Annotated in this window: 15 protein-coding genes; 11 read left to right on the top strand and 4 right to left on the bottom strand. The window is 59.3% G+C overall.

Features of this window, described 5'->3' with window-relative positions; genetic code table 11:
- Positions 1–27: 27 nt before the first annotated feature.
- The gene (locus D8V06_RS05820; RefSeq protein ID WP_130930598.1) at positions 28–2,475 is read right to left on the bottom strand and encodes a TonB-dependent receptor; all 2,448 of its coding nucleotides are present in this window, start codon (positions 2,473–2,475) and stop codon (positions 28–30) included.
- Positions 2,476–2,737: 262 nt separating this feature from the next.
- Between D8V06_RS05820 and D8V06_RS05815 the strand changes: the two genes are divergently transcribed.
- Entirely contained in the window at positions 2,738–3,205 is a 468-nt protein-coding gene (locus D8V06_RS05815) for a cupin domain-containing protein (RefSeq protein ID WP_056853435.1), read from the top strand.
- 15 nt (positions 3,206–3,220) lie between these two features.
- On the opposite strand, the gene D8V06_RS05810 is transcribed toward D8V06_RS05815, so the two are convergent.
- Positions 3,221–4,633, bottom strand: a complete 1,413-nt coding sequence (locus D8V06_RS05810) for an MFS transporter (protein WP_130930597.1) — start codon at positions 4,631–4,633, stop codon at positions 3,221–3,223.
- Positions 4,634–4,764: 131 nt separating this feature from the next.
- Here D8V06_RS05810 and D8V06_RS05805 point away from each other — a divergent pair, with 131 nt between their 5' ends.
- From D8V06_RS05805 to D8V06_RS05780, 6 genes are all read left to right on the top strand, one after another.
- Complete coding sequence (locus D8V06_RS05805) at positions 4,765–5,655, top strand: LysR family transcriptional regulator (protein ID WP_130930596.1); 891 nt, start codon at positions 4,765–4,767, stop codon at positions 5,653–5,655.
- A gap of 483 nt (positions 5,656–6,138) precedes the next feature.
- Positions 6,139–7,536 (top strand): diguanylate cyclase, encoded by a 1,398-nt coding sequence (locus tag D8V06_RS05800; RefSeq protein ID WP_130904333.1) that lies wholly within the window; start codon positions 6,139–6,141, stop codon positions 7,534–7,536.
- An 8-nt stretch (positions 7,537–7,544) separates the two neighbouring features.
- Entirely contained in the window at positions 7,545–8,861 is a 1,317-nt protein-coding gene (locus tag D8V06_RS05795) for a glycosyltransferase (protein WP_236708421.1), read from the top strand.
- A 1-nt stretch (position 8,862) separates the two neighbouring features.
- The gene (locus D8V06_RS05790; protein ID WP_130930595.1) at positions 8,863–9,681 is read left to right on the top strand and encodes a hypothetical protein; all 819 of its coding nucleotides are present in this window, start codon (positions 8,863–8,865) and stop codon (positions 9,679–9,681) included.
- A gap of 6 nt (positions 9,682–9,687) precedes the next feature.
- Entirely contained in the window at positions 9,688–10,803 is a 1,116-nt protein-coding gene (locus D8V06_RS05785) for a biotin/lipoyl-binding protein (RefSeq protein WP_056853441.1), read from the top strand.
- A gap of 3 nt (positions 10,804–10,806) precedes the next feature.
- Positions 10,807–11,751: an NAD-dependent epimerase/dehydratase family protein gene (locus D8V06_RS05780; RefSeq protein WP_130930594.1), complete on the top strand. Its 945-nt coding sequence runs from the start codon at positions 10,807–10,809 to the stop codon at positions 11,749–11,751.
- On the opposite strand, the gene D8V06_RS05775 is transcribed toward D8V06_RS05780, so the two are convergent.
- The gene (locus D8V06_RS05775; protein ID WP_130930593.1) at positions 11,723–11,983 is read right to left on the bottom strand and encodes a hypothetical protein; all 261 of its coding nucleotides are present in this window, start codon (positions 11,981–11,983) and stop codon (positions 11,723–11,725) included. The two genes, D8V06_RS05780 and D8V06_RS05775, sit on opposite strands and share 29 nt — an antisense overlap.
- 186 nt (positions 11,984–12,169) lie before the next feature.
- Between D8V06_RS05775 and D8V06_RS30335 the strand changes: the two genes are divergently transcribed.
- From D8V06_RS30335 to D8V06_RS05765, 3 genes are read left to right on the top strand one after another with little or no spacing between them, the layout of a single operon-like run.
- Entirely contained in the window at positions 12,170–12,316 is a 147-nt protein-coding gene (locus D8V06_RS30335) for a hypothetical protein (protein ID WP_177434382.1), read from the top strand.
- A 44-nt stretch (positions 12,317–12,360) separates the two neighbouring features.
- Positions 12,361–13,425, top strand: coding sequence for a hypothetical protein (locus D8V06_RS05770; RefSeq protein WP_130908354.1), 1,065 nt, complete (start codon positions 12,361–12,363; stop codon positions 13,423–13,425).
- A gap of 16 nt (positions 13,426–13,441) precedes the next feature.
- The gene (locus D8V06_RS05765) at positions 13,442–13,795 is read left to right on the top strand and encodes a DUF1428 domain-containing protein (RefSeq protein ID WP_056853445.1); all 354 of its coding nucleotides are present in this window, start codon (positions 13,442–13,444) and stop codon (positions 13,793–13,795) included.
- Between the two features lie 15 nt (positions 13,796–13,810).
- On the opposite strand, the gene D8V06_RS05760 is transcribed toward D8V06_RS05765, so the two are convergent.
- Positions 13,811–14,005, bottom strand: a complete 195-nt coding sequence (locus tag D8V06_RS05760) for a hypothetical protein (RefSeq protein ID WP_056853446.1) — start codon at positions 14,003–14,005, stop codon at positions 13,811–13,813.
- Between the two features lie 109 nt (positions 14,006–14,114).
- Here D8V06_RS05760 and thpR point away from each other — a divergent pair, with 109 nt between their 5' ends.
- The gene (gene thpR / locus D8V06_RS05755; protein ID WP_130930592.1) at positions 14,115–14,654 is read left to right on the top strand and encodes an RNA 2',3'-cyclic phosphodiesterase; all 540 of its coding nucleotides are present in this window, start codon (positions 14,115–14,117) and stop codon (positions 14,652–14,654) included.
- Positions 14,655–14,824: the final 170 nt, after the last annotated feature.

The following is a 14,824-nucleotide window of genomic DNA, read 5'->3' as shown; positions in this document are numbered from 1 at the left end:
TGCCGCAGCCGAGGGGCGAAAGGTCCTTCAGAAATCCACCGTCGCCGACAATTTCAGCGTCCTGGGCTCACCTTGAGTCAGGTAGTTGTTGGCGGTCGAAGCCGACGACCAGTACGCCTTGTTCGCAACGTTTTCGACGTTGGCGCGCAAGGTGATGTATTTGTCGTCGGCCGTGAAGCCGAAGCGGGCGCCGAGGTCGACGCGGGTCCAGGCCGGGATGCTCAGGCTGTTCGCCGCGTTGACGTATTCGCCGCCGGTGCGCAGCATGCGAGCGTTGAGCGCCGCGCCTTGAATGCCCGGCACGTCCCAATCGGCGCCGAGGTTGTACTGGAAACGTGGCACGCCAGCGGCGCGGTTCCCGTCGTTGAGACCGTTGGAGGTTTTCTTCTGTTCGGTGTCCATCCAGGTCGCCCCCGCAAGCACGCGCAAGCCGTCCAGCGGTTCGCCGAACACATTCAGTTCTACGCCTTTGTTCACTTGCTCGCCGTCGACGCTGAAGGTCGGCAAGCGGTTGCCGGTGACGGTCGAGGTCGAACTGTTCGGCATCTCGATGCGGTACACACCCAGCGTCGCGCCGAAGCTGTTCCAGTCCAGTTTCACCCCGGCTTCCGTCTGCTTGCTGCGGTTGGGAGCGAACACTTCATTGGGGTTGGTCACGCCGGTGGACGGCGAGGTGGGGCCTTGTTGCAGGCCTTCGATGCGGTTGGCGTAGAACGACACATGCTCCCACGGCTTGATCACCAGACCGTAGACCGGCGTGGTGATCGATTCTTCGTAATTGGCCGTACGCGCACCGCTGGTGGTGTTCCAGGCGTCGACTTCGAGGGTCTGCCGACGCACGCCGAGGGTCAGCAGAATGCGGTCGTCGATGAACCCCAAGGTGTCGGACACCGCTGCACTCTTGACCCGGTTCTTGCCGACAATGCGCGGATCATGAATATCACTGCCGAAATAAGTGTTGGTCGGGCGCGGCACCTGTACCGGGTTGTACAGATTGCCGTTGACGCGGTTGGCCACCAGGATCGCCTCGAATGCCGAACGTTGCTCGCCCCAGGTGCCGGACAAGCCAACGTTCATCTGATGCGAGACCGGGCCAGTGTTGAAGTGGCCGTTCAAACCGGCAATCGCGCTTTTGTTGTCTTCGTCGTGGGGTGAATAGAGAAAGCCGACTTTACCGCTGCCGTCGTTGGCGACGTACAACGACGAATACTGGCCGTTTTCCCGGGTGTGCTTGGCACCTCCACCGGCGTAGGCCGTCCAGTTGTCGTTGAGGTCGTATTCGCCGTTGACCATGCCGTAGGTGTCTTCGAGTTCCGACCAGGTCCAGTCCTGGGCATAGTTGTCCTTGGCCGATGGCGCGTGCGGGACTTTGGTGCCGGTCGGGTAGACCACCGAGCGTCCGTTGTTGATGCGCTGCTTCTGATAGCCAAGGTCGGTGGAGACGCGCAGACGCTCGCCGCGATAATCCAGGCCCACGGCGATCAACTGGGAATGCTCGCTTTCATCATCCACGGCAGTATCGCCGCCGTGCTGGGCGAGGTTGACCCGCGCGCCGAAACGGTTGTCATCACCGAAGCGCTGGCCGAGGTCGATGTGCCCACCGACCTGGCTGTCACTGGCGTAATCGAGGCTTGCGCTGCGGGTCGGAGTGTCCTGCGCGCGCTTGGGCACCAGGTTGACGCTGCCGCCAATGCCGCTGCCGCCTGGCGCCACACCGTTGATGAACGCATTCGGGCCTTTGAACAGCTCGACCCGTTCCAGCGCTTCGGTGGTGATGATCTGCCGGGGCAGAACGCCGTACAGGCCATTGAACGAAATGTCGTCCGTGGTCAGTGGCAGGCCGCGAATGGTAAACACCTGAGAAAAGTTGCCAAAACCTGCGGACTGGCGCACCGACGCATCGTTGAGCAGCACGTCACCGACGGTTCGCGCTTGCTGGTCCTCGATGGTCTTGGCGGTGAAGCTGACCACGCTGAACGGCACGTCATTGATATCGCGATTGCCCAGCACCCCCAGGCGCGCTGAGCGGGCGAGCTGGTCACCCGCATAGGTGTCCGCTTCGCTTGCCACGCCACTGACCGTGGTGGCGCCCAATTCCAGCGCTGCGCCGCTGTTGACCTGGGGTGCCACGGTGTAGCTGTCGGCGCCGGTGGCAATCAGCGAATAGCCACTGCCTTGCAGCAAACGGGCAAAACCGGACGGTACGGTGTAATCACCTTGCAGGCCCTGGCTGTTCTTATCTTTCAGCAAATCGGCGTCGAACGACAACAACACCCCCGACTGCGCTGCGAACTGTGCCAACACGCTGGACAGTGGCCCGGCGCCGATGGCGTAAGTGTGGGACGTAGCGCTTTGGCTGGCTTCGGCAGCCCAGACGCGGTGTGCGGGGGCGATGGCGGACAGGGCAATGGCCAGGCTCAGCAGATTCATGGGGAGCCGGTGTTTGCAGCGGTTCGAAAGCGGTCGGGATGTCATTCGGCAATGCCTGCGCAAGCAAAGGAAAAAGGAAACTTTCCCAACACACCGAACGGTCGCGAAAAAGGTATCAACCCCTTGGACAATATTTTCGCAAAGGACGCGACGCATGTATCTGAACGTATCTCCATCGCCAACCATTACTTGCGCATACAAAAACCGCACTGCGTGACACGCCAGCGATACACGCAAGTCGCCTAATGGAGCAGCCTCACAACGGCACCCCGCGCATTTTTCATCCCGCGCTCATTGGAGAATTGCGATGTCCCGAAATAACAAAACCAACGCCGCCAGCCTGCTCGGCGCCGCTATTGTCGCCGCAGCACTCACCGCGTTCAGCGGTCTGTCTCAGGCCCAGGAAAACAAGGCAACCGCCGACGCCGGCCAGGCCCCTGCCAAGAGCTGGCAGACAGGCATCAAGCGTACCGATCTGGTGCGTCACGACCTGGATGTAGAAGGGCGAGAAGTGATCCAGGTGCTCGTCGACTTCGAACCGGGCGTGGTCTCGCCAAAACACTCGCATCCCGGAGTCGAAGTCGCCCACGTCATTGCAGGGACATTCGAATACGAAATCGAAGGTCAGCCTAACGTCACGCTCAAGGCCGGTGACTCACTGTACATTCCCGCCGGCGCCGCCCATGTCGCGAAGAACGTCGGCAAGGACAAGGCTTCGGAACTGGCGACCTACATCGTCAAGAAAGACACGCCGTTGTTGAAACTGGAAAAATAAACGTCAAGGCGTTGTTCAACGCTGATCACGCTTTGTGATCAGCGTGCAGCTGCCCGCTGCGATCAGGCCCGCCAGGCCAATCAGGCCCAGCGCGACAGTAAAGGTCACACGCAGGCCCCTGGCAATCGCCTCTGGCTGCGCAGTGGTGATGTCGACCGTTGCCGAGGCCATGGCGAATACCGCACCCATCACCGAAGCCCCGGTGATCAGCCCCAGATTCCGCGACAGGTTGAGCAGGCCGGACACCACGCCCCGTTGATCTGCCTGGACCTCGGCCATGACCATCGTGTTGTTGGCGGTCTGGAACACCGCGTAGCCCAGCGTGATCACCACCAGCGGCGCCATGTAGCCCCCCATACCCAGGCTGCTCGGCAGTATCGATAACAGGAAACAACCGAGGGCAACGGCGATCAGTCCGACGAGTGTCATGCGCCGAGCACCGAAGCGGTCGGCAATGTATCCGGCGGGAACGCCCGTCAACGCGGCAACCAACGGCCCCACCGACAACACCAGCCCGACCCCGACAGCGCTCAACCCGAGCGACTGCGACAGATAGAATGGCCCCACCACCAAGGTGCTCATCAGAACCGTTGTCACCAACAGGCTCATGATCAGGCTGCCACTCAATTGTGCGTCGCGGAACATCGCCACTTGCACCAGCGGCGCAGCAACGCGCGCTTGGACCCATGCGAACAAACCGACCCCCAGGCATGCCGCCAGCAGCAGGGCAAGATTGAGCATGCCGAAATGACCGCGACCAAGGGTCATGGCCAGCGCGTAGGCGCCGAGGGTCAAGGCCAGTACCAAAGTGCCCAGCGGATCGAAAGTCGCGGGTCTGGCCGATGGCCGATCCTCAGGCAAGTAGCGCAGGGCAAGCAGCAAAGTCAGCAAGCCCAGAGGGACGGTGATCAGAAAAATCGCCCGCCAGCCGAAACTGCCGATCAACAGACCACCCAGCGACGGCCCCAGCGCCGTGCCGATGGCTGACATCGTTCCCAGCAGGCCCATGGCGCTACCGGTCTTTTCTTTGCCGACGGTCTCGCTGACACAAGCCAATGTCAGTGCCATCATGATCGCCGCGCCAAGCCCTTGCAGCGCTCGCGCGCCAATCAGCCATTCAAGACCTGGCGCCAGGCCGCACAGGGCTGACGCAAGCGTGAACACGCCAATTCCGCCTAGCAGCAAACGACGCCGTCCGATGAGGTCACCCAAGCGCCCGACGCTGACGATCAGCGTGGTAATCGCCAGCAGATAGGCGAGAACGATCCATTGCACTTGTTGAAAGGATGCTGTGAATACCTCGGCTAACGTCGGCAAACCCACGTTGGCGATGCTGGTGCCCAAGGAAGACAGCAGCATTGATGATGACAGGCTGAGCAGTGCCCATTTGACCGACAGAGCGGGTAGGCCGACTGATGTAGTTTCCATGCCGTATCTCTTTGTGGCGGCTCCCGATTGGAGCTACCGCCAATCTACGTTCGCGCCTAACATGGCGGAAGACGCACGGCTTGCACTTAATACGTGCGTCTGACGCCACTTCACTCAGTTACGGTGCGATCATGTCCGGTTCCGACTTCAACTTGCTGCTTACCCTCGATGTCCTGCTCAGCGAAGGCAGCGTCGCTCGGGCCGCCAAGCGCCTGCGCCTGAGTCCGTCGGCGATGAGTCGGGCGCTGGCGCGTCTGCGCGAAACCATGGGCGATCCGCTGCTGGTTCGGGCCGGGCGCGGTCTGGTGCCAACGCCGCGGGCGCTGGCACTGCGCGAGCATGTCAGGGAATTGGTGCAGCAGGCAGAAGCGGTGCTACGCCCGGCCGAGCAACCGGACCTGAGCTGTCTGGAGCGCACCTTCAGCTTGCGCACCAGCGAAGGCTTCGTCGAAAACTTCGGCGCCGCGCTGATCGCCCGAGTCACCGAACAGGCACCGGGCATACGTTTGTGCTTCGTCAGTAAACCCGACAAGGACAGCACTTCACTGCGCAACGGCACGGTCGACCTGGAAACCGGCGTGGTGGGTAAAACCGCCAGCCCGGAGCTGTTGACCCAAGGCTTGTTCCGCGACCGATTCATCGGGGTGGTACGTGAGGGGCACCCATTGAGCAAAGGCTCCATCACCCCCGAGCGCTACGCAGCGGGTCAACACATCAGCGTGTCCCGCCGCGGTCTCGAAAACGGCCCGATCGATGAAGCACTGCACCTCCTGGCATTGCAGCGACGCACCGTGACTATCGTGGCCGGATTCTCGACGGCATTGGCATTGGCGCGATCTTCGGATCTGATCGCAAGCGTGCCGGAGCGACACACCAGCGCGGCGCGAGTCGGGATGTACAGCTTTGCGCTGCCGCTTTCCCTTGCGCACTTTTCCGTCGCCATGTTCTGGCACCCCCGACAGGACGCCGACCCCGTGCATCAGTGGTTACGTGGATGCCTTCGGGAGGTTTGCACACAATAAAGTTTCATGTGTACGTTCTTGAAACAATCACTGTTTCAGGTATGTAACAGTTATGCGACTCGGAATATTCAGGCAATAAAAAGTTGGCGGTACGTTATAAATGATCCTGAACTTGTCGGTCATTGTGAGGTATTGCCAACAATTGTTATTTGGATCCGTTTTTTTTTGTGAATGAAAGTTGATTGCAAATACGTTAGGTGGCGTGATGCTATTAGTTGGTGGCAATTAACCAGTAGTCATGAGGTGGATGGATTAATGTTTTGATGTGATCGCAAGCCTTTGATTAATATAATAAATAAACTTGTTGGTGTGCTGGCTATGCATATTATCGGATATTTAAAAACATTATGCGATCTCGGAAGGTTCGTTGCGCAAACAAGATAAAAAAATAACTTCACAATAAAAGCACACGCTTTTCTAATGCGATGCTAGTGTTGGTACCCTCCGTTCACCCCGCTGGCTTTTCTGAAGAGGACGTGCGTCATGCCCACTCAAAACCCGCGGATTGCGATACTCGGTAATAGAGCTCCCGGATTGAACCTTCCCGAGCTTGAGCACTTTACCGATCTCGGCAGTCTGTTGGCTGCAGTCGCATTTGATGTCGTCCTGTTGGACATGCCCGCCGCCTACGCAGCAAAAGTTCTTCGCAAACTGCGCTCGACCGAGCCCTATCGCTACACGCTCATCTACTGTTGTCGCGACCAGGATGCCTGGTGTGAAGCCCTGGGTGACGGAGCGTGCCCGGTTGAGTCCAGCGAAATAAAAACGCTTTGGGCGAACTGGCTGGAGCGCTTCCGGCTTTTCAAGCAGGGATCGGGGCAGGAGCGTTTCGAAAGTCGGGTGTTGACCTGGCTGTGGCTGCGTGACAACGCCCAGGTGTACGCCCTGCGAGACCCACAGGTGCCTCAGCATTACCGTTATCCGTTGCTGGATGCCCTGGCGGATAACGAACCGATCAACCCGTTTGTCTGGCTCGGTTTGATGGTGCAGCAGGAATGGCTGGAGGAGGGCGTACTGATCGACCGCGTCCGGTTGTGCTCGGACTGCGGTTCGGGGCGGCTCAATTACATCGACGTCTGTGCCGAATGTCATGCCATGGACATATCACGGCAACCGTCATTGCATTGCTTTACCTGCGGGCATGTCGGGCCTCAGGAATCATTTCTCAAGGATGGCGTGCTGTTGTGCCCCAATTGTCTGAACCGCTTGCGTCACATCGGTAGCGATTACGACCGTCCGATGGAGAACTACCGCTGCCGCTCGTGCCAGGCGTTTTTTGTCGATGCCGAAGTGCAAGCGCGTTGCCTGGATTGCGGGTTGTCGCACACGCCCGACAAACTGCGGGTGCGAGAAGTCCGGGATTTTCGCTTGGCCGAAGCGGGGCGGTTTCGTTGCCGGCAGGAATTCAGCGAGCGTTCGTCTCGGCACTTTGGCAGGCTCAACCTGCTGGGCGGCAAGGACTTCTTTGATCTGCTGAACTGGCAGATCCAGATCGTTCGCCGCTATTCGAACCCGGCTTTTTCCTTGATCGGCCTGCGTTTTGTCAACCTGGCCGGCACGTTGACGCGTCTGGGTGAACAGCGTGGCCATGCGTTCATCGACAGTGTCGCCGATCGTCTGCAGGAGTCGGTCAGGGAAACGGATCGCTGCTCTCGAAGCACCGAAGAGTTTTTCTGGATCATGTTGCCCAATACTGACGAAAAGGGGCTGGAATCGGTCAAGCAGCGTCTCGGCCGGGTCGCCGAGCTGTTTTCCGCGCCGGAAATCAGTGACGTGTCCTTACGGTTGGTCAGCATCACCGCACCCAAGGAGCTCCTCGATCAGGAAGATGGTGAACTGCTGCTGGCCCGACTGGCCGGCGAATTGGGTGATGCGAGATGAGCCCATTCATGGAGCAACTTTACAGCCTGCTCAGTGCCTTGATGGGAGCGGACGGGCTGAGCCGATTGTTTTACATGCTGTTCCCCCTGTTTTTGATGTTCGAATTGCCGTTGATGGTCATGGTGATGCTCGGTGTGCTGCGCTGGTTCACTCGTCGGCGCACGCGCGTGCCCAAGACCAGTGTCTATCGACCCCGGGTCTCTTGCATCATTACCTGCTACAGCGAAGGCCTTGATGTACAAACCACACTGTTGAGCCTGTGCGAACAGACCTACCCCGGCCATATCGAGATGATTCCGGTGGTCGACGGCGCCACGGTCAATCAAGCGACGCTCAGCGCCGTACGCGGTTTCAAGGTCGATGCGTATCTGTACCCCAGGCGCCATTTGCGACCTATCGCCAAATGGCAGCGGGGCGGACGGGTATCTTCATTGAACGCCGGCCTGTCACTGGCCAGCGGGGACATTGTCATGGCCCTCGATGGCGATACGTCCTTTGACAACAACATGGTCAGCTCCATCGTGCGGCACTTCGAGGACCCTTCGGTGCCGGCGGTTGCCGGTAGCCTGCGGGTGCGCAACGTCTGGTCATCATGGGTGACCGCGATGCAGGCGCTGGAGTACCTGTTGTCCATCCACATGTCGAAAATCGGTTTGTCGGAATGGAATCTGGTCAACAACGTCTCGGGGGCCTTCGGTGCGTTTCGCCGCAGCTTCCTGGTGAAAATCGGTGGCTGGAACACGCATACCGCCGAAGACCTGGACCTGACGTTGCGGATCAAGAGCTACTTCAAGCGCCACAACCTGAGAATCCCGTTCGAGCCTGAAGCAATCGGCCACACCGATGCACCCAAGACCCTTCGCGAGTTTCTGATGCAGCGCCTGCGCTGGGACGGCGACCTGTACTTTCTCTATATCAGAAAGCACAACCACAACATCGACCCCAAGCTGCTGGGCTGGCGCACCTTCCTGATGATTCTGCTCACGGGGTTCTTTTTCCAGCTGGTGCTGCCTTTCCTGATCCTCACCTACACCCTGGTCGCGTTGTTCGTTCTGCCGGGCAAGACGTTGCTGATTCTGTTCGTGATGGTTTACCTGTTGTACCTGATGATCACCTCGATATTGTTCCTGGCCATGTTGGTGATGGTCTCGGACCGGCCCCGCAAGGACATGACCTTGGGGGTGCTGGTGCCGGTCTTTCCGCTGTTCATGCTGATACTGCGCTGTTGGAGCGCCGTGGCAATGCTCAATGAAATGTTTCGTCGCGGACACGAAGAAAGCTCGATGGCGCCGTGGTGGGTACTTAAACGGGCCACGAGGTTTTGATATGCGATCGATTCTGCTCGCCATGACGCTGCTGATTGCGCCGCAAGTGGTGCACGCTGCACCTTCGCAGTGGTCCCAGGCCAGTTACGTCTGGGACAGCGAAGCCTTGCTCGATCCCGAGCATCGGGGGGCTGAACTTGCGGCATTGCGCAAGGCCGGTATGGACAAGATTTACCTGGGCCTCAAGGCCGCCCAGATCAAGGACCTTGGCACCACGCGTGAACAACTGGAGCAATTACTGCAGCAAGCGACCGGAGCAGGGATGCAGATCAGCGTGTTGCTTGGCGATCCGGAATGGATAAAGCCTGAGGGGCGTCATCAGCTCAGCGAATTACTGGCAAAACTCGACGGCCTTTCCTTCACCAGCCTGCATCTCGACCTGGAGGTCGAGCAGTTGGGCGTACCGGTGCCTGACCAGCGTTTGAAAGACTGGCTCGACACTTTGCGCCTGGCGGCCCGCGAAAGCCCTTGGCCGGTGGAAATTTCCAGCCACCCCCGCTGGTTTGGCGACGCGAAACCCGGAGAAACCTGTGTGCCCTGTGGGCTTCCCGAAGCGGGTGTGCGCCAGGTCAGCCTGATGATCTACACCCGCAACCCGAAAAACAGTGCGCAACGAGCAGAGGCTATCGCCAAACGCTGGCCCGATCTGCAATTTCGCCTGGCGCAAAGTACGGAGCCGCAACTGGATTCCACCGAATCCTGGGCCGGTGCATCGACTGAACAGTTGCAACACCAGGCCAGTGTCTGGCGCGAGCAACTGCAACCTCAAGGGATTGCCGGAATTGACTGGCAAGCCTGGCGAGACTTTCCAAAACGGTGAGCCGTCATGAAGATTCGTTTCGATAGTCGCAAAGAATTGAGCCCTACTCAGGAACAAGGCTTGACGGTGCTTTACGCACCGGGCAAACGCATGGCGTTCCGGGTGCGCTGGTACCTGATTCTGTTATTGGTGGCGAGCCCCTTGATCTGGCTGGGTGGCAAGCTGGTTTACGGGATGTGGATGATCGACGCGCCGGCGCAATTGCGCCTGCCGATTCTTGAGGTCCGAGCGCGGGATGCCGGGCGGGTCGAGCAATTGTTCGTCAAGGCGGGGGAGCAGGTGCGGATCGACCAGCCGCTGGTTAACCTCGACAACCCCGAATGGCGTGCGCGGCTGGCGCAACTTGCGGCCATACCGGCCGATACGATGCGCTTGAGCAATGCCAAGCTGGGTGGCCGCGAACGTCAATTGCTCAGGACCCGTATCGCCCGCGCGGAAGACCGCGTGAAGGTGCTTGAAGAGCTCGTGGTACGCGGCGCGGTTTCCCGGGGAGAGGTGTTGTCCGCCCAGTCCGAACTCGACAGTTTCAGGGCCGATCTGCTGGCGTTTGAACGACGCGAGCAACAAGCCAGTCAATCGCCCTTGAGTGATGAGCGAGATAAGGCACAGCGCAGTGCCGAGCAAGCATGGTTGCAGACGCGGCTTGCCGCGCTGCCGGTCGCGGCCGCGCAGAGCGGACGGGTGGCAGAAGTTTTGGTCAACCCTGGGGAAAACGTCGGCGCCGGCACCTTGCTGATGCGCATCGAGCAATTGGAAGATCCGCTGCTGTGGATTTATCTGGAGCCACTGAACATCAGCTACGCCGCCATTGGTCAGCCGTTGCGTGTACGCATGCCGGACGGCGAGTGGTTGACCGCCCACGTGGTTCAGGCGGTTGACAGCGCCGGACGTACGCCGACGGTGTTGCGCGGGCCGTTTGCCGCCAGCGAAATGGGCCTGCAGGTTGCCGCGCGGTTTGATCGACCTCTATCGCCACGCTGGCGAATCGATCAATTGCCATTGAATGTGCGCTTTCCCACTGACTGGAAAAAAATGCTCACTGACGGCCGTGAATTCATCGATGAAATAGGCGATTTCATCGCCATGGTTCGTCCCTCCGCCACCGAGCAAGAGAGAGAATAAGTCATGACTGAGCGAATTCTTGTGACGGGAGGGGCCGGCTTCATTGGCTCGCACCTGGTCGAAGCGCTGCTTGAAAAAGGCTATGGCGTGCGTGTTCTGGATGATCTATCCACGGGCAAATTATCTAACCTGCCGATTGATCGCTGCCATTTGACCCTGGTAGTGGGGGACGTCGCCGACGGGCCGACAGTGGCGAGGGCGATGAAAGATTGCAGCGCGGTGGTGCATCTGGCCGCGGTAGCTTCAGTGCAAGCATCGGTAGACGACCCGGTTGCGACCCATCAAAGTAATTTTGTCGGCACCTTGAACATTTGTGAGGCGATGCGCCAGGAAGGGGTAAAGAGGGTGGTTTTTGCCTCCAGTGCGGCGATCTATGGCAATAATGGCGAAGGCACCGCGATCACCGAGGACACTGCGAAAGAACCGCTGACCCCCTATGCCGCCGACAAACTGGCCAGCGAACACTTTCTGGATTTCTATCGTCGTCAACATCATCTTGAGCCGGTCATTCTGCGATTTTTCAATGTCTATGGTCCGCGCCAGGACCCTTCGTCGCCTTACTCCGGCGTGATCAGTATTTTCAGCGAGCGGGCGCAAAAAAAACTCCCGATCACCGTTTACGGCGATGGGGAGCAAACACGGGATTTCGTTTACGTAGACGACCTGGTCAAGATCCTCGTACAGGCTGTCGGTGATGTTCAACCCGGCAGTGACCCAGTCAATGTCGGGTTCAACCGTTCCACCAGCGTTAATGATCTGGCGTCGATGCTAGGCGAATTGCTCGGGCGGCCACTGACGTTGAACTACGACAAGCCGCGCAGCGGTGACATCAAGCATTCGCGCGCCGACAACAGCCGACTGCTCAAGCGGTTTGCCATGGCCCCGCCGACCGGTTTCGCCGAGGGGCTGGGACAATTGCTCAAAAGTATTGATGGCGACGGGCGTTAGCGGCGACTTCGGTCGCCAGCAAATGCTCGGCCAACATATCGTTGAGAAAGCGGAACTGATCGTTGAGCCCCACCACTTCGTTGTTGAAATGATTGCCGGCAGCTGGAATCAGCAAGTCTTCGAATTTTTCGTCGAACATCAGTGTCAACACCTTACGGGACTCGAATTGCTGCGAGTAGTAGTTGTTGCCGAACACCGGGAAGCTCACGGCCAGGGTGACTTCGTTGATCATGACGTGCGCTCCTCGGAGAGAACGAACCAGGCGAATACGCTCAACGTGGAGGCCGTCAGGGCCAGACAGGTCAGGAGATGGATCAGCATGATTCGAACCTCCGCTACAGGGTTTCGTGTGGGGTTGAAACTGATCCTACGCTGACGGTTTTGGAGCGGAAGGCATTCGTGGCGATGGTGAGTATCGATGGCAGTGATGGTCGGGCTTCGCCAGCAGGCTGGCTGCCACAGTAGTCCCTTGCAGGAGCCAACTGCTGTCGATGAAGGCATTCAGAACAACATCAACAACCAGCGGGCAAGGACTGCCACCTATACTCAAATCAAGGGTTTTTGAGCGTCGGGCATTTGGTTTGGCGCAGACTTTAGGGAACCGCGATCTTGAATCGGCGCTCGCTGATCGTCGTCATGCTGCTGCTGTTGGCGGGATGCGCCACAGCTCCGCGTGCGCCGGTGGAAGTGCCGCAGGTCATGATCTCGCCAAGTACCTGGCAACAAGTCGATCAGGAAATCGTCAGCGCATCGCAATCCGCCACCGAACAAACCAAAATCTACGCCCGTGGCGCCATGGATTACTGGCGCACGCGGGTCTATCAGTTGACCGAAGAAAACTTCATCCCCTGGTTCAGCAGCTATTGGACCCAGGAATGGCTGTCGATGAAGGTCAGTTGGTACACCATCAGCGCCAAGGGCGAGCGGGACACCTCGGAAAAGCGCCTGGCCGCTTACTTGCTGGAGAAATACCAGGAAAAGGTACTGGCTCCAGTGGCGGTGGAGATTGATCCGGATGCGATTCTCAGTCTGGCGTCGGCGTTTTACGTCGACATCCTCAGGGAAGAGTTGCAGAAAATCTCCCAGCGCCACGGCGTGCCGATGGCTCAACTCAATGGCCGGATCCAGAAGGTCCCGGCGATAGCCCTCGGGCCGCCATCGGCCCGGGATGCTTCGCTGTATCAGATCGTTCACGCCGAGACGTTGAACTCGCTGCCGGCCTATGCCGCGCTCATCGACAAGGTACACAAGGCCGGTGGCGAGAAAGGCGTCGATTCGACCGACACCGCCATGGCGCCGGTTGCCAAGCGTGCCAGTCAGCGAATCGAGGCGGAAATGGCCCCTCGCGGTGCGGCCAGTGCCGTGGCGGCGGCGGCGGGAAAACTCGCCGGTGGCTTGATTACCGTCGGTGTCGCGGGGATACGTGCGTTGATCCAGGCCAGCGACCGGCCGGACAGCGAGGCGCTGATTCGCAGCAGTCTGGGTAACACCTTCGACAAGGCCTGGACGAAGATGGTGCAAAGCCCGACCAGTGGCGTGATGGCCGGAACGTTGTACATGGCGGGGCAGATCGAAGGCAATCTGGCGCAAAGTGCGCAACCGCCGGTCGGTGTCAGCGTGGGAACTGTCGATTGGAGTCCGACCGAATCGACTAACCAGCAGATCAACCCATGAAGCAAGGAGATGACTCATGTCTTACATCGATGGTTTTGTCGCGGCGGTGCCTACCGCCAATCGCGAGCAATACAAAAAACACGCCGAAATCGCTGCGGCGGTTTTCAAGGAAAATGGCGCCTTGAGTGTGGTCGAATGCTGGGGCGAAGACGTGCCGCAAGGCACCGTCACCTCTTTTCCGATGGCGGTGAAACTCAAGGAAGGCGAAACCGTGGCATTCGGCTGGATCGTCTGGCCGGACAAGGACACCCGCAATGCCGGCATGGACAAAATGATGCAAGACCCGCGCATGAAACCGGACGTCAATCCGATGCCGTTCGATGGTCAAAGAATGATTTACGGTGGATTTGAACAGCTGCTTGAAGCCTGACAGCGTAACGCAGGATCACTCTGCCGCCGGGGTGATCCTGCAACTCTTGCGCCCGCGGATTTCATCGTCCGTCGGCCGTTCACGAATGAACTCGAAACGCGGTTCGCCTTCGCTGTAATGCACCAGCCAGCCCCATTCCAGCTCGAATTCGTCCTGCCCGGGCTTGGGTGGAGCGGCCCACCATGGTTCTTTGCTGAGGATCTGACGCATGGCCGCCTCCTGATGGTTCGCTTGCATGAACTATAACGTGCATGCCGTCATGCGCCAGAAACAGCCCGTCGGTTGTAGACTCAAGTGAGCCAGCCAGAGATCCCCCTGCATGAATGACGAATCCCGTGAGCCGTTCAAACGGCTGTTCTTTGCCTTGGACTGCGCGCCGGCACAACGCAAGGCCATCGCCCAATGGCGTGGCGCATTGCAATTGAGGAGTGGACGCCCGGTGCCGGCGGAGAACTTTCACCTGACCCTGAAATTTCTCGGTTCGATCGATAACGCGCGAATCGCTGATATCTGTGAGGCAGCCGCATCTGTGCGCACATCGGGCGCGCGACTGACGGTGGTGCTCGACCGATTGGATGTCTGGCGCAGGGCAGGGGCGCTGGTACTGGCGCCGGAACAGCCACCGCCGGCATTGTTGCGCCTGGTGTATGACCTGGAACAGGCCTTGTTGCCCTTTGGCCTGGAAGACGCCCCCCGGGAATTTCGCCCGCACCTGACCTTGGCCCGCGACTTTCGCGCACCCCTGCCCGAGGCCGTCACGGCGCCGGAATTTTTCCTGCGCGCCGAACGCTTCATCCTGTTCGAATCCCACAAGGGCCGCTATCGGGCACTGGCCGAATGGCCTCTGGGCACTGCCTGATCCCAAACAAAAAAAGGCGCCCGAGGGCGCCAAACTTCACCTTAACCGAGGAGCCAGGTGAGCGATGCAGCGGTGGTAAGGCGCTGCATGAAGGTAAACCTCGATCGTTATTTTCTTGATCGTTCCCACGCTCCGCGTGGGAATGTAGCCCGGGACGCTCCGCGTCCCTC

It is taken from the genome of Pseudomonas sp. Sample_24 (genome assembly GCF_004307605.1).
In the GTDB taxonomy this organism is placed as follows: Bacteria; Pseudomonadota; Gammaproteobacteria; order Pseudomonadales; family Pseudomonadaceae; genus Aquipseudomonas.
Note: the sequence above shows the minus strand (reverse complement) of the source record. Positions and strands in the feature narration are given on the sequence as shown.

Coding starts and splice junctions, on each gene's coding strand:
- D8V06_RS05820 (WP_130930598.1), bottom strand. CDS start 2,475: ATGACATCCCGACCGCTTTCGAACCGCTGCAAACACCGGCTCCCCATG.
- D8V06_RS05815 (WP_056853435.1), top strand. CDS start 2,738: ATGTCCCGAAATAACAAAACCAACGCCGCCAGCCTGCTCGGCGCCGCT.
- D8V06_RS05810 (WP_130930597.1), bottom strand. CDS start 4,633: ATGGAAACTACATCAGTCGGCCTACCCGCTCTGTCGGTCAAATGGGCA.
- D8V06_RS05805 (WP_130930596.1), top strand. CDS start 4,765: ATGTCCGGTTCCGACTTCAACTTGCTGCTTACCCTCGATGTCCTGCTC.
- D8V06_RS05800 (WP_130904333.1), top strand. CDS start 6,139: ATGCCCACTCAAAACCCGCGGATTGCGATACTCGGTAATAGAGCTCCC.
- D8V06_RS05795 (WP_236708421.1), top strand. CDS start 7,545: ATGGAGCAACTTTACAGCCTGCTCAGTGCCTTGATGGGAGCGGACGGG.
- D8V06_RS05790 (WP_130930595.1), top strand. CDS start 8,863: ATGCGATCGATTCTGCTCGCCATGACGCTGCTGATTGCGCCGCAAGTG.
- D8V06_RS05785 (WP_056853441.1), top strand. CDS start 9,688: ATGAAGATTCGTTTCGATAGTCGCAAAGAATTGAGCCCTACTCAGGAA.
- D8V06_RS05780 (WP_130930594.1), top strand. CDS start 10,807: ATGACTGAGCGAATTCTTGTGACGGGAGGGGCCGGCTTCATTGGCTCG.
- D8V06_RS05775 (WP_130930593.1), bottom strand. CDS start 11,983: ATGATCAACGAAGTCACCCTGGCCGTGAGCTTCCCGGTGTTCGGCAAC.
- D8V06_RS30335 (WP_177434382.1), top strand. CDS start 12,170: ATGGCAGTGATGGTCGGGCTTCGCCAGCAGGCTGGCTGCCACAGTAGT.
- D8V06_RS05765 (WP_056853445.1), top strand. CDS start 13,442: ATGTCTTACATCGATGGTTTTGTCGCGGCGGTGCCTACCGCCAATCGC.
- D8V06_RS05760 (WP_056853446.1), bottom strand. CDS start 14,005: ATGCGTCAGATCCTCAGCAAAGAACCATGGTGGGCCGCTCCACCCAAG.
- thpR (WP_130930592.1), top strand. CDS start 14,115: ATGAATGACGAATCCCGTGAGCCGTTCAAACGGCTGTTCTTTGCCTTG.